This window comes from Streptomyces sp. RerS4 (genome assembly GCF_023515955.1).
GTDB lineage: Bacteria > Actinomycetota > Actinomycetes > Streptomycetales > Streptomycetaceae > Streptomyces.
In genome coordinates this window covers 298,104-323,718 of the sequence record NZ_CP097322.1, presented here as the reverse complement: position 1 = coordinate 323,718, position 25,615 = coordinate 298,104, and the positions used below count along the sequence as shown (strand labels likewise).

At 72.5% G+C, this 25,615-nt stretch carries 19 protein-coding genes; 15 read left to right on the top strand and 4 right to left on the bottom strand.

Annotation, left to right across the window (positions count from 1 at the left end; translation table 11 throughout):
• The first annotated feature begins 1 nt into the window (after position 1).
• Complete coding sequence (gene sbnB, locus M4D82_RS01660; protein WP_249764278.1) at positions 2-1,003, top strand: 2,3-diaminopropionate biosynthesis protein SbnB; 1,002 nt, start codon at positions 2-4, stop codon at positions 1,001-1,003.
• Positions 1,004-1,172: 169 nt separating this feature from the next.
• Here the strand turns inward: sbnB and M4D82_RS01655 are convergent, their stop codons facing one another.
• Positions 1,173-2,111: an amidohydrolase family protein gene (locus tag M4D82_RS01655; protein ID WP_249764277.1), complete on the bottom strand. Its 939-nt coding sequence runs from the start codon at positions 2,109-2,111 to the stop codon at positions 1,173-1,175.
• A 259-nt stretch (positions 2,112-2,370) separates the two neighbouring features.
• Here M4D82_RS01655 and M4D82_RS01650 point away from each other — a divergent pair, with 259 nt between their 5' ends.
• The 8 genes from M4D82_RS01650 to M4D82_RS01615 all read left to right on the top strand — a co-directional run bounded on the left by M4D82_RS01650 (position 2,371) and on the right by M4D82_RS01615 (position 14,465).
• On the top strand, positions 2,371-3,945 hold the full coding sequence (locus M4D82_RS01650; RefSeq protein ID WP_249764276.1) for an AMP-binding protein: 1,575 nt from the start codon (positions 2,371-2,373) through the stop codon (positions 3,943-3,945).
• Between the two features lie 198 nt (positions 3,946-4,143).
• Complete coding sequence (locus tag M4D82_RS01645) at positions 4,144-5,106, top strand: hypothetical protein (RefSeq protein ID WP_249771373.1); 963 nt, start codon at positions 4,144-4,146, stop codon at positions 5,104-5,106.
• Positions 5,107-5,308: 202 nt separating this feature from the next.
• The gene (locus M4D82_RS01640; protein WP_249764275.1) at positions 5,309-6,793 is read left to right on the top strand and encodes an aldehyde dehydrogenase family protein; all 1,485 of its coding nucleotides are present in this window, start codon (positions 5,309-5,311) and stop codon (positions 6,791-6,793) included.
• Between the two features lie 24 nt (positions 6,794-6,817).
• Positions 6,818-8,425 carry a GMC family oxidoreductase gene (locus M4D82_RS01635; protein WP_249764274.1) on the top strand — a complete coding sequence of 536 codons (1,608 nt, stop codon included), beginning with the start codon at positions 6,818-6,820 and terminating at the stop codon, positions 8,423-8,425.
• Entirely contained in the window at positions 8,422-9,531 is a 1,110-nt protein-coding gene (locus tag M4D82_RS01630; RefSeq protein WP_249764273.1) for a quaternary amine ABC transporter ATP-binding protein, read from the top strand. The genes M4D82_RS01635 and M4D82_RS01630 overlap by 4 nt, the downstream gene beginning before the upstream one ends.
• A gap of 52 nt (positions 9,532-9,583) precedes the next feature.
• Positions 9,584-11,695, top strand: a complete 2,112-nt coding sequence (locus M4D82_RS01625; RefSeq protein ID WP_249764272.1) for an ABC transporter permease subunit — start codon at positions 9,584-9,586, stop codon at positions 11,693-11,695.
• Position 11,696: 1 nt separating this feature from the next.
• On the top strand, positions 11,697-12,680 hold the full coding sequence (locus M4D82_RS01620) for an ABC transporter substrate-binding protein (RefSeq protein ID WP_249764271.1): 984 nt from the start codon (positions 11,697-11,699) through the stop codon (positions 12,678-12,680).
• A 120-nt stretch (positions 12,681-12,800) separates the two neighbouring features.
• Positions 12,801-14,465: a serine/threonine-protein kinase gene (locus tag M4D82_RS01615; RefSeq protein WP_502988852.1), complete on the top strand. Its 1,665-nt coding sequence runs from the start codon at positions 12,801-12,803 to the stop codon at positions 14,463-14,465.
• A 45-nt stretch (positions 14,466-14,510) separates the two neighbouring features.
• Here M4D82_RS01615 and M4D82_RS01610 read toward each other — a convergent pair whose 3' ends face one another.
• The 3 genes from M4D82_RS01610 to M4D82_RS01600 all read right to left on the bottom strand — a co-directional run bounded on the left by M4D82_RS01610 (position 14,511) and on the right by M4D82_RS01600 (position 16,926).
• Positions 14,511-15,155 (bottom strand): hypothetical protein, encoded by a 645-nt coding sequence (locus M4D82_RS01610; RefSeq protein ID WP_249764269.1) that lies wholly within the window; start codon positions 15,153-15,155, stop codon positions 14,511-14,513.
• 8 nt (positions 15,156-15,163) lie between these two features.
• A complete protein-coding gene (locus M4D82_RS01605) occupies positions 15,164-15,607 on the bottom strand; it encodes a hypothetical protein (protein ID WP_249764268.1) in 444 nt (147 codons plus the stop codon).
• Between the two features lie 113 nt (positions 15,608-15,720).
• Positions 15,721-16,926: a lipase family protein gene (locus M4D82_RS01600; protein ID WP_249764267.1), complete on the bottom strand. Its 1,206-nt coding sequence runs from the start codon at positions 16,924-16,926 to the stop codon at positions 15,721-15,723.
• A 172-nt stretch (positions 16,927-17,098) separates the two neighbouring features.
• Between M4D82_RS01600 and M4D82_RS01595 the strand changes: the two genes are divergently transcribed.
• The 6 genes from M4D82_RS01595 (at position 17,099) to M4D82_RS01570 (ending at position 24,767) form a co-directional block, all read left to right on the top strand.
• The gene (locus M4D82_RS01595) at positions 17,099-18,298 is read left to right on the top strand and encodes a PucR family transcriptional regulator (RefSeq protein WP_249764266.1); all 1,200 of its coding nucleotides are present in this window, start codon (positions 17,099-17,101) and stop codon (positions 18,296-18,298) included.
• A 137-nt stretch (positions 18,299-18,435) separates the two neighbouring features.
• Positions 18,436-19,932: a DHA2 family efflux MFS transporter permease subunit gene (locus tag M4D82_RS01590; RefSeq protein WP_249764265.1), complete on the top strand. Its 1,497-nt coding sequence runs from the start codon at positions 18,436-18,438 to the stop codon at positions 19,930-19,932.
• Positions 19,933-20,304: 372 nt separating this feature from the next.
• Positions 20,305-21,360, top strand: coding sequence for a FecCD family ABC transporter permease (locus tag M4D82_RS01585; RefSeq protein ID WP_502988851.1), 1,056 nt, complete (start codon positions 20,305-20,307; stop codon positions 21,358-21,360).
• Positions 21,360-22,208, top strand: coding sequence for an ABC transporter ATP-binding protein (locus M4D82_RS01580; RefSeq protein WP_249764264.1), 849 nt, complete (start codon positions 21,360-21,362; stop codon positions 22,206-22,208). Before M4D82_RS01585 ends, M4D82_RS01580 begins: the two co-directional genes overlap by 1 nt.
• Positions 22,205-23,233: an ABC transporter substrate-binding protein gene (locus tag M4D82_RS01575; RefSeq protein ID WP_249764263.1), complete on the top strand. Its 1,029-nt coding sequence runs from the start codon at positions 22,205-22,207 to the stop codon at positions 23,231-23,233. The genes M4D82_RS01580 and M4D82_RS01575 overlap by 4 nt, the downstream gene beginning before the upstream one ends.
• 277 nt (positions 23,234-23,510) lie before the next feature.
• A complete protein-coding gene (locus M4D82_RS01570; protein WP_249764262.1) occupies positions 23,511-24,767 on the top strand; it encodes a PucR family transcriptional regulator in 1,257 nt (418 codons plus the stop codon).
• Positions 24,768-25,615 lie beyond the last annotated feature (848 nt).

Sequence of the window (25,615 nt, the reverse complement as noted above, 5' to 3'; positions counted from 1 at the left end):
CATGCCCCACTTCAGCGTCGTTCCGGGCGCCGCGGTGTCCGCGATCCTCGGCGAAGCACACAAGGACGTCCTGCGCATCGTCGCCGAGACCTATGTGGCCCATGAGAAGGGCCAGTCGGTGAACCCCGACAGCTACTTCCTGCGTTTCCCCGAGAAGCCCAACGCCCGGGTCATCGCCCTGCCCTCCTACCTGGGCGGCGACGTCGACACCATCGGCATCAAGTGGATCGCCAGCTTCCCCGACAACGTCCGACAGGGGCTGCCCCGGGCCTCGGCCACCCTCCTGCTCAACGACTACGCGACCGGCTACCCGCTCGCCTGCCTGGAGGCGGCCAGTATCAGCGCGGCCCGTACGGCCGCCTCCGCGGCGGTCGCCGCTGCCCAACTGCTGCCGCCGGACGGACCGGTGCGGGTCTCCTTCATCGGCGCGGGGGTGATCGCCCGTACCATCCTCGACTACCTGGACGCCCACGGCGTACGGATCGCGGACGTCCTCGTCCACGACCTCGACGCCACCAGCGCGGGACACCTCACCGCGCACGCCACCGAGCGCCTGGGCGTGCCGGCCACCGGCGGCAGCCTGCCCGAGGCCCTCACCCGCGACCTCGTCGTCTTCGCGACGACCGCGGCCACGCCGTACGTCAGCGGCGACACCCCGCTGCGCCCCGGACAGGTCGTCCTCAACGTCTCGCTGCGCGACCTGGAACCCGAGCTGCTCCTGAAGACGAACAACGTGGTGGACGACGTCGACCACTGCCTCAAGGCGCAGACCTCGCCCCACCTGGCGGAACAGCTCACCGGCAGCCGCTCGTTCATCGACGGCACGCTGGGCGCGCTGCTCCAGGGCCGGGTCACCCTGGACCCGGCCAAGCCGACCGTCTTCTCGCCCTTCGGCCTCGGCATCCTCGACCTGGCGGTGGGACACCACGTCCTGGCCGAGGCCCGCCGACGGGGCACCGCTGTCGACATCCCCGACTTCATCGGGGAAACCACCCGCTGGTAGCACCGGCCTTACAGCGTGGGGGGACGGCAGCGGACATCCGGTGCCGTCCCCTCACACGTAACCGCGGTCAGGGGGTGGTGCGCAGTGACTCCACCGCGCGGGACAGGCTCGCGGCGGCGTGGGAGTGGCGGCGTGGAGCCGGGCGCGGCGGACCACGGCCGAAGAGTGGTCAGGCTCGGGAGAGACGGGGGAAGAGGGACTCGGCGTTGCCTCGGTGGATCGCATGGAGCTGCCCGTCTTCCCAGTGCGGGTAGCCGTCCAGCCCGTCGTCGTAACCGCTGCACCACTCCTCGGGCACCATGGGGAAGTCGCTGCCGTACAGGACGTGTCCGGGCTCGGCGAAGGCGAGGAGTGAGGGCAGCGAGGCGGGGCCGGCGCAGAACGCGGTGTCGAAGTAGAAGCGCCGCAGCTCGGCCAAGAGGGCCTCGGGAGTGGTGCCGGGACGCAGCCGAGCGGCGGCCGCGAAGCGGTGGGCGGCGTACGGCAGGAAGCCACCCGCGTGGGGGAGGATCATCTTCAGCCCGGGATACCTGCCGGGCACACCGGCGACAGCCAGGTGCAGGGCGGTGCGGGCGGTGTCGTACGGGAAGTCCACCAGCGGGCTGGGCAGCCCCGGGACCATCGCCCCGGACGGCGCGGTCGGGTGGACGAGGACCACCGCCGCGCGCGCGTCCAGCTCGGCCCAGAGCGGCTCGAACTCCGCGTCTCCGAGGTAGCGCCCGTGGGCGTTGGACAAGACCATCACGCCGTCGGCATCCAGCTCGTCCAAGGCGTGGGCGGCCTCGGCGAGCGCTCCGTCCACGTCCGGCAGGGGGAGGACGGCGAAGTTGCCGAACCGGTCGGGCCGGTCCTTTACCAGCTCCGCGGTGAACTCGTTCACGTCCCGGGCCGCGGCACGGGCTCCGTCGAGGTCGTCGGGAGCCCCGAGCGGAGCGGCGTACGAGAGCATCCCGGTTCCGATCGAACGGCGGTCCATCATCGCGATCGCGCTCTGCCGGTCCCAGGCGGGCACCGGCCAGCCCAGGGCAGCGGCGCGGTCGGCGATCGCGCGGCCGCGGTCGGGCGGGATCACGTGCTGATGGACGTCGATACGTCCGTCTTCGTTCATGCCGGTCCTCGTCTTCTTCCCGCCGATTTCCGGGCGGCCGCAGTCCATGAGACTCCACGGGCGTCGACGGCAGCCGGCGCACGCGAACGCCGCCGCGGCCGGTCCACCCGTCCGGCCCCTTCACGGAGGGAGCGACGGGCCGTCGGGGCGGGCGCGGGTGCGGGCGGGCATTGGCTGGATGTCGGCGCCCGACTTGGGCTTGTGGATCATCGACGGTTAACCTCCGGGTCGTTGCCCAAGTCAACCAATGGGGATCGGTATGGACGCCACCGCACACTTCCGCAGCCACATCGAGGAGATCCTCGACGCCCTGGAAAAGGAACCCGACCGTGAGGCCCTCGTACACCGGGACCGGCGCGTGAGCGCGGGCGAACTACGCGGCCTCGTCCACGCCATGGCCCGCGCGCTGCGCTCCCAGGGGGTGAGGCGCGGTCAGACGGTGACCCTCCTCGCCGGCAACCTTCCCGAGACGATCGCGGCACGCTACGCCGCCGGGCTGCTCGGCTGCGCCGTGAACCACCTCTACGCCGGCCTCTCGGCCGATGTGCACGCCGACATCCTCCGGGACGTCGAGACCCAGGTCCTGCTGGCCGACCCCGCCCACCGCGAGCGCGCCGCCGACCTGGCCCGGCGGGTACCCCCGGTGCGCGTCCTGCTCCTCGGCCCGGTCACCGACGCGGACCCGGACACTGCCACGGACCCGGAGGTGGACCTGGTGCGGCTCGCCGCCGAGGAGTCCACCGACGTGCTGCGGGGGTCGGCGCAGCCGCAGGACATCTGCACCATCCGTCACACCGGTGGCACCACCGGCCATCCCAAGGCCATCTGCACGACCTTCGAACAGGGGGTGTCGATCGGACCGGACTGGTCCGACGAAGGGCAGGTCACCGCCCTGGTGTGCACCACCCTCGCGCATGCGGCGGGTCTGATGGCGGACGCCGCCCTGCACCGGGGCGGCACCGTCGTCCTCCTGGACGAGTTCGACGCCGGCGCCGTCCTCGCCGCCGTCGAGCGCGAGCGCGTCACCCACATGTTCCTGCTGCCGCCGCTCCTCTACCAACTGATGGACCACCCCGACGTCGACCGCACCGACACCTCCAGCCTGCGCATGCTCACCTACGGCGGCTGCGCCTCCTCCCCGGCCCGCCTCGCGGCGGCGGTCCGGCGCTTCGGACCCGTACTGAACCAGTTCTACGGACAGAACGAAGCGGGCGGGATCAGCGTGCTCTCCCCGCGGGACCACGATCCGCGACGCCCGGAGCTGCTGCGCACCGCCGGGAAGGCCATGGACGGCGTCGAGGTCGCCGTCCTCGCCGCCGACGGACGGCACCTGCCCACGGGCGAACACGGCGAGATCTGCGTACGCTCCCCGCACGTGATGAAGGGCTACTGGAAGCAGCCCGACCTCACCGCCGAGGTGCTGCGCGACGGCTGGCTGCACACCGGCGACATCGGCTTCGTCGACCCGGACGGCTACATCACCATCGTGGACCGGCTGAAGGACATGATCGTGGTGGTCGGGGGTCATGTGTACACGGCGGAACTCGAAGACGTGCTGAACTCCCACCCGCAGGTCCAGCAGAGCGCGGTGCTCGGGGTTCCGGACGCCAACCTCATGGAGCGCGTCCACGCGGTGGTGGTCCGTACGCCGGGCGGCGACGTCGGCGAGGAGGAACTGCGTGCCGTCGTGAGGGCCAGGAAGGGCGCCATGTACGAGCCCGCGAGCATCGACTTCGTCGACGCGCTACCCCTGACCGACGCGGGCAAGCCGGACAAGAAGCTCCTCCGCAACCGAGCCGCCACGCGGGCCGACGCCGACGCTCCCCGACCGTAGCCCGCGGTCCGTGCCCCGGCCGGTACGGGCAGGGCGGCCATGGGGCACGATGATCGGATGAACGATCAACAGGGAAGCGCCACAGGGCAATCCATCACTGGGCAATCCATCACTGGGCAATCCGGCGCAGGGCAATCCATCGCGGACCTCGCCCGGCGCCTCGTCGCGGCGGACAGCGGCGGCTGGTCGCCGGACGGTGTGCGGGCCTTGGCGACCGAACTCGGTTGGGCCTGGAAGGGGACGCCGGACAGTCCCGTCCTGATCACCGGCCGCCCCTCGGGCGACGCCCGCCTCCGTCCGGTCGGCACGTACGAGGAACGGTACGTCGACGGCGAGTCGTACGTGGAGCTCGCGGTGCCGGTGGCGATCGCCGCGTCGGACGCAGCGGCGCAGGCCGCCGCCTTCCGCGCCGCCCGGGAGGAAATCACCGCGGCGCTGGGCAAGCCGTCCGTCATCGGCTCGCACGGCGACCTGGGACCCTTCTACGACAGCGGGCAACTCTGGGGCACGCCCTTCGTGCGCTGGCGCGGCAGGCCGGACACCCTGGAACTGCGCGCCGGCACGTCGGGGCCGGAGCTCGTCCTGCAGCCCACCGACCCGGCGGAGAACTGGTTCTGGCGTCAGGGAGTCGGCGAAGAGCACTCGATCAGCGGCTTCTTCGGCACCAATCGGGACCCGGCCAACGTGGGCCTCGGCTTCCCGGGCGGCTGGAGCGCCCGTAGCTGGGAGACCGTCACCAGGTCGCTGGGGGACTTCCTCGGCGCCCTGCCCGCCGAGACCACCGCCCTCGGCATCGGCGTCTCGATGCCGCTCTACGGGCGCGACGGCCGCAGTGCGCCGCTCCTCTTCGACGTGGTGTGCCGCGACCGCCTGTCGATCGCCTGCTTCGCCCCGGACGAGGTCGATCCCGCCGCACTCGGCTGGGGCACGGTCGACCGGTACCCGGGGACGGCTGCGACCTTCGGCGACGGCGATCCGATGTGGCGCGTGGACGCGGGCGGTCCCGGCGAACCGAAGGGGCGAGCACTCGCGGACATGCTCGTGGCGACGGCGAGAGCGGCAGGGGTCAGCGAGCCGACCGACCTGATCGTCGGCGGCGAGGCCGCGTACGTGGGCGACTACCACGTCACCTACTACGGACTGGGCCTGCCGACCGGCTGACCGTCGCTCCGGGCGCACACCTCCCGAAGCCCCTCCCCTCCCCGTCCCGCCGCCCGGACAAGTGGCCGCACGGGCGCAGTGCGTGGAGTGACTCCAGTCACTTCCAGTGACGTAAAGGGCATGGCTTGGGGAGGTCCGGGCAAGCGGGCACGAACAGCGCCGCGGGTCAGCCGCGGCGTCCGCACCGGAGGTACAGCGCGTCGTGTCCGAGCAGAAGACCATCCACATCGCCGGGACCTGGCGGTCAGCGGTGTCAGGCGCGACCCGAGAGGTCCTCGACCCGGCGGACGCCACGGTCCTGGCGGTCGTCGCCGAGGGCGACATCGCCGACACCGACGCCGCCGTCGGCGCCGCCCGCGCGGCCTTCGACGGCGGGCAGTGGCCCCGGACGCCCGTCCTGGAGCGGGCCGCACTGCTGCGCCGTACCGCCGACCTCCTCCACCGCGACCGCGAACGCCTCGGGCTCCTGGAGAGCCGCGACGCCGGCAAGACCCTCGAAGAGGGGCGTGTGGACGTCGACTGCGTCGCCGACGCCTTCCGCTACTTCGCCGACCTCGTGGCCGGCGAGAGCGCGGGCCGCGTGGTCGACGCCGGTACCCCGGACGTCCACAGCGTCGTCGTCCACGAGCCCGTCGGGGTCTGCGCCCTGATCACCCCGTGGAACTACCCGCTCCTCCAGGCCTCCTGGAAGATCGCACCCGCCCTGGCCGCCGGCAACACCTTCGTCCTCAAGCCCAGCGAGATCACCCCGCTGTCCACGGTGGCCCTCATCGAACTCCTGGCGGAGGCCGGTCTGCCGGCGGGCGTGGCGAACCTGGTCACCGGTCCCGGCGACCCCGTCGGCGCGCGCCTCGCCGCCCACCCCGACGTCGCACTCGTCTCCTTCACCGGCGGCCTCGCCAGCGGTACGAAGGTGATGCGCGCGGCCGCCGATTCCGTCAAGAAGGTCGCCCTCGAACTCGGCGGCAAGAACCCCAACGTCGTCTTCGCCGACGCCTGCGCCACCGAGGAGGGCTTCGACACCGCCGTCGACCAGGCCCTCAACGCGGCGTTCATGCACAGCGGCCAGGTCTGCTCCGCCGGCTCCCGCCTCATCGTCGAGGAGAACGTCGCCGAGCGCTTCGTCGCCGAACTCGCCCGCCGCGCCGACCGGATCCGCCTCGGCCGGGGCACCGACCCGGGCGTGGAGTGCGGACCGCTGGTGTCCGCCGCCCAGCGCGAGCGCACCGAGGAGTACGTGGCCTCCGCCCTCGCCGAGGGAGCCGTGCTCCGCGCCGGCGGCCGGAGGCCCGACGGGCCCGGATTCTTCTACCGCCCGACCGTGCTGGACCGCTGCCACCGCGGGATGCGCGTCGTACGGGAGGAGGTCTTCGGGCCGGTCCTGACCGTCGAGACCTTCCGCACCGAGGCCGAGGCCCTCGCGCTCGCCAACGACACCGAGTACGGGCTCGCCGGCGCCGTGTGGACCTCCGACCCGGGTCGTGGCCGCCGCGTGGCGGCTCGACTGCGCCACGGCACCGTCTGGATCAACGACTTCCACCCCTACCTCCCCCAAGCGGAGTGGGGCGGCTTCGGCAAGTCCGGCACCGGGCGCGAACTGGGCCCGTCGGGCCTGGCCGAGTACCGCGAGACGAAGCACGTGTACCAGAACCTCGCCCCGCGCCCCGTGCGCTGGTTCGCGGGCTGAGCGGGCTGACAGAGGAGCACCACCATGACCACCCCCACGAACACCCCCACCCCCACGAACACCCCCACGCCCGCCGAGCACGAGCCGGGGCACAAGCCGAAGCACGAGCCGGAGTACGACTACGTCGTCATCGGCGGCGGTACCGCCGGATCGGTGATCGCCTCCCGCCTGACCGAGGATCCGAACGTCACCGTCGCCGTCATCGAGGGCGGCCCCAGCGACGTCGACCGCCCCGACGTGCTCACCCTGCGCCGCTGGATGGGCCTGCTGGGCGGCGAACTCGACTACGACTACCCCACCACCGAGCAGCCCCGCGGCAACTCGCACATCCGCCACAGCCGCGCCCGCGTCCTCGGCGGCTGCTCCTCGCACAACACCCTCATCGCCTTCAAGCCGCTTCCGTCCGACTGGGACGAATGGGAGGCGGCGGGAGCCGAGGGCTGGAACGCGGCCGCCATGGACCCGTACTACGACAAGCTCCTCAACAACATCGTCCCGGTGGCAGAGAAGGACCGCAACGCCATCGCCCGCGACTTCGTCGACTCCGCGCGGACCGCCCTGGGCGTCCCGCGCGTCGAGGGCTTCAACCGCAAGCCCTTCCACGAGGGCGCCGGCTTCTTCGACCTCGCCTACCACCCCGAGGACAACAAGCGCTCCTCCGCGTCGGTGGCCTACCTGCACCCCGTCATGGACGAACGCCCCAACCTCCACATCCTGTTGGAGACCTGGGCCTACCGCCTCGAACTCGACGGCACCCGCGCGCGCGGAGTCCACGTACGCGCGGCGGACGGTACGGAGTCCCTGGTCGCCGCCCGCCGGGAGGTGCTCGTATGCGCCGGCGCCGTGGACACCCCGCGGCTGCTGCTGCACTCCGGCATCGGTCCTCGCGCGGACCTGGAAGCCCTCGGCATCCCGCCCGTACACGACCTGCCGGGAGTGGGGGAGAACCTGCTCGACCACCCCGAGTCGGTGATCGTCTGGGAGACCGACGGGCCGATACCGGAGAACTCCGCGATGGACAGCGACGCCGGGCTGTTCGTCCGGCGCGACCCCGACTCGCCGGGGCCCGACCTGATGTTCCACTTCTACCAGGTCCCCTTCACCGACAACCCCGAGCGCATCGGCTACGAACGCCCCGCGCACGGGGTGTCGATGACCCCCAACATCCCCAAGCCCCGCAGTCGCGGCCGCCTCTACCTGACCAGCGCGGACCCCGAGGTCAAACCGGCCCTCGACTTCCGCTACTTCACGGACGAGGACGACTACGACGGCCGGACCCTCGTGGACGGCATCAGGCTCGCCCGCGAGGTCGCCGCCACCGAGCCGCTCGCCTCCTGGCTGCGGCGCGAGGTGTGCCCCGGCCCGGAGATCACCGGCGACGAGGAACTGAGCGCCTACGCCCGCTCCGTCGCCCACACCGTCTACCACCCGGCCGGCACCTGCCGCATGGGCGCCGTCGACGACCCCGAGGCCGTCGTGGGCCCGGACCTGAGGATCCGCGGGCTCGACGGCATCCGCATCGCGGACGCCTCCGTCTTCCCGACGATGCCCGCGGTCAACCCGATGATCGGAGTGCTCATGGTCGGCGAAAGGGCAGCCGAGCTGCTCACCCGGGGCGGTGGTACCCGATGAACACCACGCCCGCCACACCCACCACCGCCACGCCCGCCACCGACCCGGTCGGCACGCACCCCGTCTTCTCCGTGGACGGCCTCTGGAAGGTCTTCGGCCCGGACAAGGCCGCCGCGAAGGTCCCCGGCTCCGCCGACGCCGACCTGTCCGCCGCCGAACTGCGCGAGCGCACCGGATGCACGGCCGCCGTCCGTGGCGTCAGCTTCGACGTCCGCAAGGGCGAGGTCTTCGTCGTCATGGGCCTGTCCGGCTCCGGCAAGTCCACCCTCGTACGCTGTCTCACCCGGCTCATCGAGCCCACGGCCGGGCGTCTGGCCATCGACGGCGAGGATGTCATCGCCATGGACGCCGCCCGACTGCGCGCCCTGCGCCGCCGCCGCGTCGCCATGGTCTTCCAGCACTTCGGCCTGCTCCCGCACCGCACCGTCCTCGACAACGTGGCGTACGGCCTGGAGATCCAGGGCGTCGCACGCGGCGACCGCCGGGACAGGGCCCTGGAGCTCGTCGCCAAGGTCGGCCTCGAAGGACTGGAGCACCGCCACCCCGACCGGCTCTCGGGCGGCCAGCAGCAGCGCGTGGGCCTGGCCCGCGCCTTGGCCTGCGACCCCGAAGTCCTCCTCTTCGACGAGCCGTTCAGCGCGCTCGACCCCCTCATCCGCCGCGAGATGCAGGAGGAGGTCGCCCGGCTCCACCACGAGGAGGGCCGCACCATGGTCTTCATCACCCACGACCTCGCCGAGGCCCTGCGCCTGGGCGACCGGATCGCGCTGATGCGCGACGGCCGCATCGTCCAGCTCGGCACGCCCGAGGAGATCGTCGGCTCGCCCGCCGACGACTACGTACGGGACTTCGTCCGCGACGTCCCGCGCGAACAGGTGCTCACCGTCCGCACCGCGATGCGCCCCGCCGCTGCCGGCGAGGCCGAACAGGGGCCCGCGCTGCACCCCGCGACCACCGTGGTCGAGGCCATCGAGGCCGTCGCCCGCAGCGGCGGTCCGGCCCGCGTGGTCGACCACGGCCGCTGCCTGGGCGTCGTGGACGACGCGGCGCTGCTCGCCGTGGTGGCCGGGCTCCCGGCCACGACCGGACGGGGGGTGGCGGCATGACCTGCCCCGCCCATCCCACGGCCCCCGCCGCCGACGCCCGGAGGTGGCGCGCATGACCGCGACCCCGACCCACACGCCGGCCCACACCCCGGCGCCGGCCCACATACCGGCCCAGACCCCGGCCGACAGCCGCGCCGCCGCCACCCGTTCGGACGCCCCGCAGTCCGCCGAACGGTCCGCCGCGGGCCAGGGCTCCTCCCACCGCGCGCCCGCCGCGCAGGACCGCCCCCGCAGAGTCCTGCACGGCCTCGCCGCGCGCCGCGCGTTCCTCCTTCCCATGGGCGTCGCCGTCGTCCTGCTGATCCCCCTCGCCGTGGCCTTCCCGGGCGCCGGCGGCTGGCCCACGGCCCTGGCCGTCGACCTGTCCGGCCCGCTCGGCCGCGTCGGCGACTGGATCATCGACCACCGTGACAGCCACCCGCTGTTCCTCTACTTCTTCGGCCACGTCAGCAACGCGGTCGTGGTGGCGGTCCGCGTCGTCTACGTGCTCCTCCTGGCCGCCGGCTGGACCGGCGTCACCGCCTTGGCCGCGCTGGTCGCCTGGCGCCTCGCCGGCATCCGGCTCGCGCTGACCTGCGCCGCCGCCTTCGCCGCCTGCGGGCTGCTCGGCATGTGGGTGCCGACCATGCAGACCCTCGCGCTGATGGTCGTCGCCGTCGCCGCCTCCGTCGTACTCGGCGCACTGCTCGGCCTCGCCGCAGGGCTCTCGACGCGCGCCGACCGCCTCCTGCGCCCCGTACTCGACACCATGCAGATCCTCCCGGCCTTCGCGTACCTGCTGCCGATGGTGCTGGTCTTCGGCATCGGCGTGCCCGCCGCCGTCCTGGCCACCGTGGTCTACGCCGCCCCGCCCATGGCCCGCCTCACCGCCCTCGGCCTGCGCGAAGCCGACGCGGGCGTCCTGGAGGCCGCGACCTCGCTCGGCACCACCGGACGCCAACGGCTGCTGACCGCCCGCCTCCCGCTCGCACGCCGACAGCTCCTGCTCGGCGTCAACCAGGCCGTCATGACCGGCCTGTCCATGGCCGTCATCGCCTCCGTGATCGGCGCGGGCGGCCTCGGCGACCGCGTCTACCAGGCCCTCGCCTCCGTGGACGTCGGCGCCGCCCTCGCCGCCGGCATCCCGATCGTGCTGCTCGCCGTCGTGCTCGACCGCACCGCCGACGCCGCCGGCCGCCGGATCGGCGCCGACCCCGTACCCCCCGGCGAACAGCACTTGCTGCGCCGCGTGTTCTGCGGCTGGTACGGCCGCCTGCTCACCCTCCTCGCGGCGGTGGCCGCCGCCGTCGTCGGCCGGATGGCCGGCAGCACCGTGTGGCCGGGTTCCTGGACCGTCTCCCCGGCCGACCCGGTGAACTCGGCCGTCGCCTGGATGACCGACCACCTCTACTCCGGCGTACCCGTCGTCGGCGGCACCGCCGACTGGGCCGCCGGCTTCACCGGCCGGCTCCTCGACCCGCTGCGCGGCGTACTCCAGGCCACGCCTTGGTGGCTGCTCCTGCTCGTGGCCTTCGGGCTCGCCCTGCGCGCGGGCACCTGGCGCACCGCGCTCACCGCGGTCCTCGCCCTCGCCGCCGTCGGCGTGCTCGGTGTGTGGGAGGCCTCCCTCGACACGCTCTCCCAGGTCCTGGTCGCCGTCGCGGTCACGCTCGTCCTGGGCTTCGCGATCGCCGTGGGCGCCGCCCGCAGCGCCCGCGCCGAGCGGCTGCTGCGGCCCGTACTCGACGTGTGCCAGACCCTGCCGCAGTTCGTCTACCTCATCCCCGTGGTGGCGCTGTTCGGCGTCGGCCGCGCACCCGCCGCCGCGGCCGCCGTGGTCTACGCACTCCCCGCCGTCGTCCGGATCACCGTCCAGGGCCTGCGCGAGGTGGACCCGACCACCGTGGAATCCGCGCGCTCGCTCGGCGCGACCCGCTCGCAGCTGCTGCGACAAGTCCAACTGCCCCTCGCCCGGCCCGCGCTGCTGCTGGCCGTCAACCAGGCCATGGTCCTCGTCCTCGCCGTCGTCATCATCGGCGGCCTCGTCGGCGGTGGCGCCCTCGGCTACGACGTCGTCCTCGGCCTCGCCCAGGGCGACCTGGCCACCGGCCTGGTGGCCGGCGCCGCGATCGTCTGCCTCGGCCTGCTCCTCGACCGTGTCACCCAGCCCGCGAAGGAGGCCTGACATGCGCGACGCACATCACCGGCGCCCCCCGCGCCGACGCGGCGCGGCCGTCCTCGCCGCCGCCACCGGACTCGCCGTCCTCACCGGCTGCGGAGCCGCGGACATGACCCGCCAGTCCTCCCCGTACGCCGCCGCGGACGGCGCGAGAACCGTCACGCTCTCCGTCCAGTCGTGGGTCGGCGCCCAGGCGAACACCGCCGTCGCCTCGTACCTCCTCGAACACGAACTCGGGTACCGGGTGGACACCGTCCAGGTCGACGAGGTCCCCGCCTGGGACGCCCTCAGCCAGGGCCGCGTCGACGCGATCCTGGAGGACTGGGGCCACCCCGAGCAGGAGGAGCGGTACGTCCGGGGCAAGAAGACCATCACCCCCGGCGGAGACCTCGGGGTGACCGGCCACATCGGATGGTTCGTCCCCACGTACTTCGCCGAGGCCCACCCCGACGTCACCGACTGGAAGAACCTCGACAAGTACGCCGACCGACTGCGCACCCCGGAAAGCCGCGGCAAGGGCCAGCTCATGGACGGCTCCCCTTCCTACGTCACGAACGACAAGGCCCTGGTGAAGAACCTGGGCCTGGACTTCGAAGTGGTCTTCGCCGGCTCCGAGGCGGCCCAGATCACCCAGATCAAGCAGTTCGCCAAGGAGCGCAAGCCCTTCCTCACGTACTGGTACGAGCCCCAGTGGCTCTTCGAGCGCGTCCCGATGACCGAGGTGAAGCTCCCCGAGTACACCGAGGGCTGCGCGGACGATCCGCAGAAGGTGGCCTGCGCCTACCCGCACACACCCCTGCGCAAGTACCTGAACACGCGCTTCGCGAACGCGGGCGGCGAGGCCGCCGCGTTCCTCAAGAGGTTCCACTGGACCAAGGAACAGCAGAACGAGGTGTCCCTGATGATCGCCGAGCAGAAGCTCTCGCCGCGGGAGGCGGCGAAGCGGTGGGTCGAGCGCAACGAGAAGGTGTGGAAACCCTGGGTCGCATGACCCGCCCCCGTCACGCGTGAGCTTGACGGTAGCCGCGCGATCCGCCCGGGGATCATGCATCTACGCTTGTGCCCCGTCAGACAGTCGAGCCGGACGACCGGTGGTGGAACGGAGCATGCGGTGCCAGCGGGCCAAGCGGAGGAAGCGAACGACGGGGACCTGGCCGGAAAGGTGCTCGGCGGACGCTACCGGGTGACCTCGGTGATCGGCCGCGGCGGCATGGGCGTGGTCGCGCGGGCCGTCGACGAACTGCTCGCGCGCGAGGTCGCCGTCAAGGTCCTGCGGGCCTACACGGACTCCAGTGAAGCCGAACTGGCCGACCTGCGCTCGCGGATGGAGCGCGAGGCACAGGCCGCCGCCCGTATCCGGCACGGCGGCGTGGTCACCGTGCACGACGTGACGCACGAGCAGGGTCTGCCCGTCATCGTCATGGAACTCGTCGACGGCCCCTCGCTCGACGAGGTGGTGACGCGGAACGGCCCGCTCGATCCGCACGAGGCCGCCGCGATCGGCGCCAAACTGATGGATGCGCTCGACGCCGCGCACCGCGCGGGCGTGCTGCACCGGGACGTGAAACCGGGCAACGTGCTGCTGGAGCGCGGCGGCCGGGTCGTGCTCACCGACTTCGGCATCGCCACCATGGATTCGACCGGTGACGAAGCCGTGGCCAAGCTGACCCGCAGCGGTGAGATCGTGGGCTCGATGGACTACCTGCCGCCGGAGCGCGCGCAGGGCAGGGAACCCGGCCCGGCGTCGGACATCTGGTCGCTCGGGATGACCCTGTACGCGGCGGTGGAGGGCGTCTCGCCGTTCCGCCGCACCTCCGTGTGGTCCACGCTGGCCGCGATCGTCGGTGACCCACTGCCCGAGCCCCGCCGCGCGGGGCCCCTCGCCCCCGTGTTGCGGGCGCTGATGGCGAAGGATCCGGAGCACCGACCCACCGCCGAGCAGGCCCGCGCGATGCTGGAGCAGGTGGCGGCGGGCGGCGGCGCGGTCCCGCCGATCCCCAGCGTGCCGTCCGCGTCCACCCCCGCGTCCACCCCGGCGTCCGCGTTCGCGCCCGCGTCCACCCCCGTTCCCGGCTTCGGACCCCCGCCGCCGGGCGGTTTCGACTCCGCCGGCGCAGGCGCCGTATCGTTTCCGCAGCCCTACGCCCCCGCCTCCCCACCCGGATTCCCGCCGCAGGGACCCCCACCCGGTCAGCCGCAGGCCGTGGACCGGGTGCGGCGCCGGCGCTTCGCCGCGGTGGCCGTCGCGGTCGTCGCCGTACTCGCCGCGGCGGGCGTCACCTACACGGTGACCTCGGGCGGCGACGACGATCCGGCGCGGGCGGTCGCGCCGACGCCCGGCGGCTCCCCGGCGGCCGGCGGGCAGCCGGGAGCGCACACCCCGGCCCCCTCGCCCTCCGGTTCCGGCCCCCGGGCGGTGCCGTCCACCGGCGCCCCGAAGAAGTCGGGCTCGCCCTCGCCCTCCACGAAGGGTTCCTCACCCTCCCCGACCCGGCCGAGCCCCACACCGACGGGCTGCGCGGGCTGGACCCACAGGGACCCGACGCCCGGGACCTACGGCTACATCTCCGGCGACCACCACCTGCTGGCCGCGCCGTACCAGCAGTGCTCGCGGGGCAGCCTGGTCAAGAACGGCACGAAGCTCTGGTACCACTGCTACATCGTCAACTCGTACGGCAACCAGTGGACGTTCGTACGCGTGGACGGCACGAACACCACCGGGTGGCTGTACAACCGTGACCTCAAGGGCCAGAAGGGATCCTCCCCCGCCTGTTAGCCATCGGAGAGGGGCCTGATCGCACGCGGGGGCCGGTCGGGGCGGTCACCAGTGGGTGAGGTCCACGAGGTACCGGCAGTGCGGGTCGTCCGCGCTGCCGGAGGTCCGCCATTCCTCGCCGAGCAGCGAGGGCAGTGCGGCCAGGAGGGCGGTCAGCGCACCGCCCGGCCGGACGTCGGCGGCGATCACGCCGGCAACCTCCTCGCTGTCCATGTACAGGCGCAGAAGACCTCCCTCCCGGAACAGGAACCCGCGCAGCCGTGCGGGGGACCGCTCCTCGGACGGGTGCGCCAGGCAACGCAGAAGGGTGGACGTCCAGTCGTCCGTGGTGAAGGGGGCTTCCTTCACATGGGCCGGGTCGACGACGTACAGGTCCATCCCCATCACGGAGGAAACCCTGTCCGAGGGGTAGATGTGCGTGCCGGTGTGAACCGCGCGGAGCAGGGCGACGACGTCGTGCGGAGTGCGGAGCTCCTCGCCCGAACCCAAGGGGATCTCGTACACCGTCAGTCGGGCCGGCTCGGATTCCCCGCGGTCGCCGAGGACCACCCGGACGGCCGGGGCTCCGGCGGGAGCGGGCATCACGCCGCGCACGTGCTGGTCCTCCAGCAGGGGTGCGTAGACATGGTCCAGCAGAAGGCCGGCCACCTCCACCTGAAGGTCGTCGATCTCGTTCTCGTCTTCGCTCACCGGATCACTCACTCGTTCACCCAGCCGGGACACTTCGTCATGCCGTTGCAGTACGCCGTGATCACCCCGATCACGTTCCCGGGCCCGGCGTCGTACCGCTTGTCGACCGTCTTGCGCGCGTAGCGCACCTTGACGACGATTTTCACCCGGCCGTGCGCACGGTTGGAGGCCCAGCCCCAGTACTGGATGTTCGCCCCGTCCACCTTGTCGACATTGCCCTGGAGCGGAATGTTGACCAGCGCGCACTTCCTGATGTTGTGGGCACCGCTGAAGTGGTTCCAGCCCAGCTCGCCGTTGCCGACCCGGGTCGGGATCTTCCGGCCGTCGGGGTCGGTCGCATTGCACTTGACGGTCTTGTTCCAGTAGGGGCCGGCGTGGGCAGGGGTCGCGAAGCCTGCGAGGAGCACCGTCGCCGCGGCGAGAGGGGACATGAGTGTCGCGATCTTCTTCATGCCATGACCGTCGCACGTACCGAAAGGAGCGGTACGTCACCTGCCGGGCTTTCACTCCATCCGACGATTCGTCACATGGAACGCCGACGGGGTGTTCCGGAGGTCGGCAGAGGTCAGCAGTCGTTCTCCACCGGCCGGCCTTCGAGGCGGTCCGCCAGCCACCGGACGGTCGCCGGGGTGGCCGCGTAGAAGGCGGCGATGTGCGTGGGCACCAGGGACGTGTCCCAGTCGACCGACGCGCCGAGCCCGCACAGCCGGTCCTTGAGCTCGGCGCCGACCCGATACGGGATCACGTCGTCCAGGCGCGAGTGGTACAGCCGCACCGGCACCGCGGGGCGGTGTCGCCCGGCCTGCTGCTCGGTGAGCCGGCCGCGCCAGTCGGCCCGTGCGAACGGGTCCTCGGTGGTCAACCGGTCCCAGCTGTGCATCCCGTACTTGGTGGCGATCTCCAGCGTGCAGTCGTCGGAGATGTCGGCCAGCAGCTCGCGGCCGTGGTCGGTGAACAGCTCGTCCAGCGGGAGTTCCGGGTAGGCGTGCTTGAGGCCGACGGCGGCCGTCAGGCCGAAGCCGAAGGCCGGGCTGCCGTCCACCCCCTTCGCGACCGCCAGGAGGTCCGCGGCGGGCGCCCCGATCGAGGCGCCGCGCAGCTTCAACTCCGGCGCGTACGAGGGCTGGAGCTCGGCCGCCCAACTCGCCGCCTGGCCACCCTGCGAGTAACCGGCGATGACGACGGGGGCGTCGGGGGCGATCCCCGCCTCGGGCAGCCGCTGGGCGGCGCGCACCGAGTCGAGCACGGCCTGGCCCTCGGCCCGCCCGTTCACGTAGCTGTGTCCACCGGGAGTGCCGAGCCCCTGGTAGTCGGTGGCGACCACGGCCCAGCCGCGGTCGAGCATCGCTTTGATCGCGATCGTCTCGTACTGGGTGCCGTCGGCCAGCGCCCGGGAGGGGGCGCACCGGTCGCCCAGACCGTGGGTGCCGATGGCGTGCGCGACGACGGGGCGCGGGCCCGGCCCGCCGTACGGGGCCTCGGGGACGAGGACGGTGCCGGAGACGGCGATCCGGCGGCCGTCGGCGTCGCCGGAGCCGTAGAGCACCTGCCAGGAGCGGACGTGTTGGTTGATCAGGCCCGTCGGCTCGACCCGGAAATCGGCGGCTCGGCGCTGGATCACCTCGCCCGGCCCGGCGGTGACCTCACCGGGCGGGGGAGTGTAGAAGGCGTCGTGGAGGTCACCGCTGTCCACGGCGGCGGCCGGCGTGGCGGTCGCGAGGGCGGCCAGCAGAGCGGCGAACGCGGGCATGGCGGTGCGCGGGAATCGCATGGGTGTCCCTGGATCGGTCGGGGGTTACGAGGTTCTGCACGATGATCAGTGGGACGGTGCGCGCCGGGTGATGGAGTGTCGGACAGGATGCGGAGCTCGATCATGTGAGCGACGACAACGACAATGACATACATTGTTCGGTAATGCCGTACGGCTCGTTTAAGGTGCGTTCATGCCCGATAGCCCCGTCACCACCCACACGACGGATCGACGAATCGGCTTACTGGCCACCGCCCTGAACGGGCGGCTGACCGAACTGAGCGAACGCGCCGTCGACCGGATCCTCGCCCCCTCGGGCACCGCCGCCTACCGCCGACTGGTTTCCGTCGAGGAGCTGCGCGGCTCCTGCCGCGCCCATCTGACCTACACCCTGCGCGCCCTGACAGGGCGCTACAGCCCCGCCCCGGCCACCGCCACCGCACTGCGCCGGGCCGGCCAGGGCGTCCCGCTGCCCGCCGTGATCGCCGCCTACCACGCCGGCGGACGGATGCTGCTGGAGGAGCTGACCGCCGAGGCACGCCACAGCGGCCACCACGCGCTGGCCGTGCTGCCCGACGGAGCCGCCCGCCTGCTCGGGCTGATCGAGACCGGCGCCAACGAGATCACCGCCGCCTACCAGCGTGCCCCGTCGGGCGCCACCGACCAGGCGGGCCACCGGACCCCGGCCCTCACCGAGCTCCTCGACGGCACCGCCCGCACCACCGAGGCCCTCTGGCGGGCGGCGGACGTCCTGCGCCTGCCGTATGAGGGGCTGTTCGTCGTGCTGGTCGCCGATCCGCCGCCCGGACCGGTGCCCGAGCTCGGGAACCGGCTCGCCGCTCACGGCATCGCCTCCGCCTGGAGTCGTACCGCCGGCCTACTGGCCGGGCTCGTCTCGGTCCGCGACCAGCGCACCCTGGAGCGGCTGCTGACCGTGCTCCAACGGTCGGCCACCCTCCGCTACGGGGCCAGCCCGGTCTTCACGAACCTCGCCGACTGCGCCACCGGCCTGCGACTGGCCCGGCTGGCCCTGGCCACCGCCGACCCGACCGGCCCCCCGGTCGCCACCTTCGACGACGGCCCGCTCGCCGCACTGGTGGTCCACTCCCCGGACGTCGCGGCCCGGATGGCCCGCTCCGTCCTCGGCACGCTGCTCGATCTCCCGGCCGAGCAGCGCACCGTGCTGATCGGCACGCTCACCGCGTGGTACGCGGCCTCCGGCTCCACGGAGGAGGCCGCGCGGGCCCTGCACTGCCACGCCAACACCGTCCGCCAGCGGCTGCGCCGGATCCGCGAGCTCACCGGACGCACCGTCGCCGACCCGGTCGGCGCGGCCGAGTTGTACGCCGCGCTCCAGGCCGTCCGGACGTTGCCGTTCTCGGTCCTGCGCTGACCGGTGTCGGCGAAAATGATTTGAGCTCGGGCGGCGGCACCGACAGGATCAGGGGGATACCGATGAGTTCTTCCCGGCGCCGCAGTCTGTCAGAGTGACCGCCCCGCGCGGAGGACACTCACACGACGGAAGGCGCCATGCCCGCACCACACGAAACACCCATCCCCTCGCCCGCCCGCGTCACCGCCGTGCTGCGGATTCTCGTCCTGTCCACGTTCGTCGTCCTCCTCAACGAGACGATCATGGTCAACGCGATCCCGCGGCTCATGCGCGAGTTCGAGGTCACCGCGGCCGCCGCCGGGTGGCTGTCCACGGCCTTCATGCTCACCATGGCCGTCGTCATCCCGGTGACGGGGTGGTTCCTCCAGCGCGTGACGACCCGGACCGCCTTCAGCCTGGCCATGGCACTGTTCCTCGCCGGCACGGCCCTGGCCGCGGCCGCACCCGCCTTCCCCGTGCTGCTGGTCGCCCGTGTCGTCCAGGCCTGCGGCACCGCCGTCATGGTGCCGCTGCTCATGACGACACTGATGACCCTCGTTCCCCCGCACGAGCGCGGCCGTGTCATGGGCAACATCACCCTCGTCATCTCCGTCGCCCCCGCCCTCGGGCCCGCCGTCTCCGGCGTGCTGCTGCAGCTGGGGACGTGGCGTCTGCTGTTCCTGGCCGTGCTGCCCATCGCCGGAGCCATGGCCATATTCGGCCGGCGCAAACTGGTCAACGTCGGCGAGCCGCAGGCCGCCCCCATCGACTGGCTGTCCGTCCCCCTGGCGGCAGTGGGCTTCGGCGCCCTGGTCTACGGCCTGAGCGGGCTCGGTGCCGGGAACGAGGCCCAGGCCCCCGTGCCCCCGGAGGTCATGACCCCGGCCGGCGCCGTCCTCGTCGGCCTGTTCGTGTGGCGACAACTGGCACTGCAGCGCTCGTCCACACCGCTGCTGGACCTGCGCACCCTGACGTTCCGACACTTCTCCGTGGCTCTGGGCCTGATGTGCCTGTCCTTCATGGCGCTCATGGGTGCGTTCATCGTGCTGCCGATCTATCTGCAGGAGGTGAGCGGCCTGACCTCACTGCAGACCGGTCTGCTCCTCATCCCCGGCGGCCTGACCATGGGTCTGCTCGGACCGCAGGTCGGCAAGCTCTACGACCGACTCGGCGCACCGCGCCTGGTCGTACCCGGATCCGTCCTCACGGCGCTCAGCCTCGGCCTGTTCGCCCTCACGGGCGAGGAGACCTCCCCGTGGCTGGTGCTCGCCCTTCACGTGGCCCTGAGTACCGGCATGGCGTTCGTCTTCACCCCCCTCTTCACCTCCGGCCTGTCCGTCCTGCCGCCGCACCTCTACCCCCACGGCTCCGCCATCCTCGGCTCGCTGCAACAGGTCGCGGCCGCCGCCGGCACCGCCCTGGTGATCAGCGTCATGTCCGGCCGCGCCGCGTCGGCGGCGGCCGACGGCGCCGACGCCACCAGCGCCCTGGCCACGGGCATCCGGTGGGGATTCGCCGTCGGCGCCGTCCTCGCGGCCCTGGCCGTGCTGGTCGCGCTGCTGGTCCGCACCCCGCCCACTGCGCAACCGCCCGCCGCGGAGCCTCAGGAAGACGAGGCCACCACGACGGACAAGGCCGCCCACACCTCCACCTGACGCCAGGGCGACAGACCGACCGATGTCCGGCCCCGCGCCCCGGACCCCGCCCCACCGGGCCGGGGTCCGGGGTTTCGCGTGTGCCCGTCCCACCAGGGGTACTTGTGTCGCCCCGGTGGGCCGATTGCTACCCTGCTCGTGCGTCCCGTGGTTGAAGTCCGGTGAGAGACCGGCGCTGACCCGCAACGGTATGCGCGAGCGCCCGGCAGGCGGATCGCGCGAGCCCGATCGTCCGGGGGACGGCAGATCGTTTCCCGACCACTCGCCGCGGACTGCGAGAGGGGATGCCTCGCGGGCGCCGCCGAGTACGTCGACCGGTCGCGGGCCGCTCCTCGTGTGTTTCCGAGGCGGCCCGACGCGAAGGACCCGCCTGTGCCCCCCGCTCCACCGCGCCGGATACCCCTGGTGCCCTTGACCGCGGCGCTGGCCGCCGTACTGCTGGTCTCTCTCGTCGGTGGGGTGGGCCTCGGAGCGTCCGGCCTGCCGTGGGGGCAGGTGGTGCGCTTGCTGCGGGCCGGCCTGACCGGCGGCACGATCCGGCCGGACGAGGTCGCCGCCTACACCATCGTGTGGGAGATCCGGCTGCCCCGCACCGTCCTCGCGGCAGTCGTCGGCGCCGGGCTGGCGGCGACGGGTGTCGCCGTCCAGGCCATGGTGCGCAACGCGCTGGCCGACCCCTTCGTCCTGGGAATCTCCTCGGGGGCCGCGGTCGGCGCGAACGCGGTGATCCTGCTCGGCGCGTTCTCCGCGCTCGGGGTGTGGGCCCTGTCGGTGTCGGCGTTCGGTTCGGCACTCCTCGCGATGCTGCTGGTCTACGCCGCCGCGCGCACCGCGTACGGGCTGACGCCGCTACGGCTGGTCCTCACCGGAACGGCCATGAGCTACGGCTTCTCGGCGGTCACCACCCTCATGGTCTTCAGCGCGGACCGCGGCGAGGCGGCCCGGTCCGCGATGATGTGGTTGCTGGGCAGCCTCGGCGGCGCGACCTGGGGCTCGGTGCCGGTCGCCGCCGCGACGGTGCTCGCGGGAATCACCTACCTCGCTTTGTCGGCGCGCCGGCTCGACGCGCTGGCCATGGGGGACGAGACGGCGGCCGCGCTGGGCCTGGACGCCGGCCGGATGCGCCGTCAACTCTTCGTGGTCACGGCAGCCGTCACGGGAACGGTGGTGGCGGTCAGCGGGGCGATCGGTTTCGTCGGGCTGATGGTGCCCCACGTCGTCAGAATGCTGGTCGGTGCGGACCACCGACGGGTGCTCGCCGTGGCGCCGGTAGCCGGCGCGGTGCTGCTGGTCTGGGTCGACATCGTCTCCCGGATCCTCCTCGCGCCCGCCGAACTGCCCGTGGGCGTGATCACCGCTGTCGTGGGCGTGCCCTGCTTCCTCCTGCTGATGCGCCGCCGCGGCGGCTACGCGTTCGGGGGCCGCTGATGCGTCTCGACGTCGAAGGCCTCTCGATCGAGGTCGCGGACGCCCTCCTGGTACGGGACGTCACGCTCGCCGCGCGCTCGGGGCAGGTAGTGGGCCTGGTCGGACCGAACGGCAGCGGCAAGTCGACGCTGCTGCGCTGCGTGTACCGGGCCCTGCGCCCGGCCGCGGGTGCGGTCCGGCTGGACGGCGAGGACCTGCACGCCATGGACGGACGGGCCGGGGCCCGGCTGTTGGCCGCACTGCCTCAGGAATCCTCGGCGGAGTTCGACTTCACGGTCGCCGAGGTCGTGGCGATGGGCCGGCTGCCCCACCGCCGGCGCGGCGCCGGCATCGGCCGCACCGCAGCCTCCTCCACTTCCGCCTCTGCCTCTGCCTCGACCTCCGCCTCCGCCTCCTCCGACGACGGGATCTGTGCGGACGCCCTCGCCCGCGTCGGCGCGGCGCACCTGGCCGAGCGGGGGTTCCTCACCCTCTCCGGTGGCGAGAAGCAGCGCACCCTCATCGCCCGCGCGCTCGCCCAGCAGCCCCGGGTGCTGGTACTGGACGAGCCGACCAACCACCTCGACATCGCCCACCAGTTGGACGTGCTCGAACTGGTTCGGGGGCTCGGCCTGACCGTCCTGGCCGCGCTCCACGACCTCAACCTCGCCGCGCGCTATTGCGACGTCCTGTACGTGATCGACCGGGGCCGCATCGTCGCCTCCGGCGCCCCGCAAGACGTCCTCGGCCCGGAGCTGCTGGCCGAGGTCTTCGGGGTCCGCGCCCACCGCGTACGGCATCCGGAAACCGACGCCGTACAGCTGCTCTTCGACCGAATCAACCCTCAGCGACAGGAGACCCCTCGATGATCCGCCTGCGTACGGCCACGGTCACGGCAGCGGCCGTGGCACTGGCCTTCACCCTCACCGGATGCGGTGCCAAGGTCGCGTCCCCCGCAACGAGTGAGGACCGTACCGCCGCGACCGCGACCGCCGCCGTCACCATCGAGAACTGCGGACGGCAGGTGACGTACGCCAAGCGCCCCGAGCGCGTGGTCACCAACGACGTCGGCATCACCGAGATCATGTTCGCGCTCGGTCTGGAAGACCGGATGGCGGGATTCGTGATGCCGGACGACAAGGGCGACCTGGCCGCCGTTCCGTGGAAGGGCGGCTACGACAAGGCGAAATGGCTCTCGAAGGAACAGATCACCAAGGAACTGGTCCTCGACGCCCGCGCCGACCTCGTCTTCGCGGGTTGGAACTACGGCTTCGGCGAGGACAAGGGCCTCACCCCCGACTCCCTGCGAGCGGTGGGCATCGACTCCTACCTCCTCACGGAGTCCTGCCGCAACGGACCCGCCTCGGCGCGCGGCATCATGCCGCCACTCGACGCGCTCTACACCGACCTGACCAACCTCGGAAAGCTCTTCGGTGTCGAGGGTCGCGCACAGGAACTGATCGCCGGCTTCAAGAAGCAGGTCACCGACGCCCAGGCCAAGGCGCCGCAGGGCTCGGAGCGCCCCCGCGTCTTCCTCTACGACAGCGGCCAGGACAAGCCGTTCACCTCCGGACGCTTCGCCGCCCCGCACGACATCATCACGAAGGCGGGCGGTGACCACGTCATGCAGGACTTGGCGGACTCCTGGACGACGGTCGGCTGGGAGAGCGTCGTCGAACGCGACCCCGAAGTGATCGTCATCAACGACTACGGGGACACCACGGCGGAGCAGAAGAAGCAGTTCCTCCTGTCGTACCCGCCCCTCGCCCAGGTGTCCGCGGTCAAGAACAAGCGGATCATCGTGCTCGACTACGTGGATCTGGTGGAAAGCCCGCGCAACCCGGCGGCGATCACCACCCTGGCCGACTACTTCGGCACGGTGCGGGGTCGCTGACCGCCACCGGTCCGCGACCACCCCAACACGGGGACGACGAGGAAGCCGACCGTGGCCGAATCCACCCGCGGGTGTCGGTCGTCACACGGCCCCGCGGCGTCGAGGGCTGTTCCGACAGTCAAATGACCTACGCCGCCGAGTGCACTCCCAGGCAAGATCATCATTGATCGGAGGTCCCCACACGTGCCCGCTGACCCGCCGTCATGCGGCGGCGTCCCGCACAGGTGACCAACCCCCGATCCGCACACGGCAAGGACAGGCAGCGGAAGGTTTCATCGTGACGGGTTCCATTCGGCGGGCACGCGGTGCCAGTGATGCCCTACAGACGCTCGTCGACGCGCTCGCGGCGGAGTTGGGACGATCGGTGGTCATCGACGACGAACTCGTCCGGATGATCTGCACGAGCCGTCACTACGGGGACGAGGACCCGGTGCGCATCCACACCCTGCTCCAGGGCTTGGCGGGCACCGAGGCCATCCGGCACGTCCTGGCGCAGGGCGTGATGCAGTGGCCCCGACCCGGATTCCTCGCGGGCCGGGACGACCTCGGCCTGCTGCCGCGCTACTGCGTGCCGCTGCGGGAGCGCGGCCACCTGCTGGGCGTCCTCATGGTGGTCGCCCCGAACGGGCGGCTGACCGAGACCGAGACCGCGGCCATCGAAGAGGCCACCCCCGGCGTGGCGGCGCAGCTGTACGCCGACCGGATGGCGGCCGACGAGGCCTCCAGGAGGCAGGGGCGGTTGCTGGAGGGACTGCTCGGCTCCGACGGGATGGAACGGACCACGGCGCGGGGGCTGCTGATCGACCAAGGGCTACTCCTCGACCGGGCGCACTGTGTGGTCAGTACGGTCCGCGTGGCGGCGCCCGCGCTGCCTCCCGGACAGGTCGCGGCGGCGTTGCGGGGTGCTCTGGAGGCACTGGTGCATACGCGCACCGCGCGCGGCCTCCTGTCGGTGGGGGCGGACCGGGCCGTCCTGCTCCAGACCTTCGAGTGCGAGCCGCGTCCGGAGGAACTCGCCGCCCAATCGCGTGGTGCCCTCGGGGCGTTGGAGGCCTTCCTGGGCGACCGCGCGTGCGCCGTGGTCGGAATCGGAGGCCGTCGCGCCGGGCTCGCGGACGCGTGGATATCCGCCGATCAGTCACGGGTCGCCGCCGCGGCGGCGCGGCGACTGACACATCTGGAGCGGGTGGGCGACTGGGAGACGCTCGGCGAGTTCGCCGTCCTGATGCAGCTTCCCGAGCACGCGCTCAACGAGTCCCTCGTCCCCCAGCCGCTGCGGCGGCTGTTGGAGGGTCCCGCGACCCAGCGGTTGGAGGAGACACTGCGCTGCTTCCTGGAGAACGGCGGTTCCGCGCCCAGGACCGCCGAGGCCCTGAACCTGCACCGGACCTCGCTCTACTACCGCCTGCGGCAGATCCAGCAGATCACCGGACTGGACCTGGACAGCGGCGCCAACCGGCTGCTGCTCCACCTGGGCCTGCGGATCCGCGACCTGGTGGCCGGCTCCGCGCCGGCGCCACTGAGCACCCCCTGATACACACCTCCTGACCTGCGGGTTCTGCTGCGCGCCGGCCTTGCTACAGAGTGAGGAAGCGGCTCCGGACATTCCCTACGGCCGTCGGTGGTGCCGCCTGGGGCACGCGCGTCAGACTTCTTCCAGGCCAGAGGCACACCAGGGCCGGCCGAGGGCCCGGGTCCAAGGGCCGCGTGACACCGGGCCCCGGGGACCGGCCCAGTCGAGAGGAGTACGGAGCCGTGCACGATTCGGTCACCGAGGAGGGGGCGAGAACGACGCTCCACGCCGACGGTGGGAAGGAACGCCGCCGAGCGGGGTCCACGGCCGGTGTCGGACGCGGGAGACGCTCCGCCACGCGGACGACGACATCAGCGCCGACCGTCGGGTGGTTACGTCCGAATCACTCCGCCGTCACCACGGCCGTGACCGCTCCGACGACGGTCGGCACGTCGCCCCGCTCCCGCGCCATGCACCCGCCAGGGCGGCCGGCCACGCCGGCCTGAGTACCTGGTTGGTGGCCGGGGTGGCCGGGGTGGCCGGGTATCCGGGCCACTTCCGCCGGCGGCGCGACGCCGCCGCTGTTCACCCGAACCACCGCGCGCAGGGCTGACACGAGTCCTGCCGCGCGTCGTCGCGCCCGCGCCGCCGGCAGCGTATGCCCGGCTTTCCGTCCGTTACCGACCAGGCCGGTTTCCTCCGGATCTCGCCTGACCCCCGCCGCCCGGCACCGCGTGACGCGGCTCAACCGGCGGGATCCGTAAGAGCCACCCGAGAGCGACCCGGCGGACCCCGGCGTCGAGTCGTCCTCGCGGCCCGCCCGGCCGATCACCCGCCCAGCCGCTCCCCTTCACCCCGGATTGGAATTC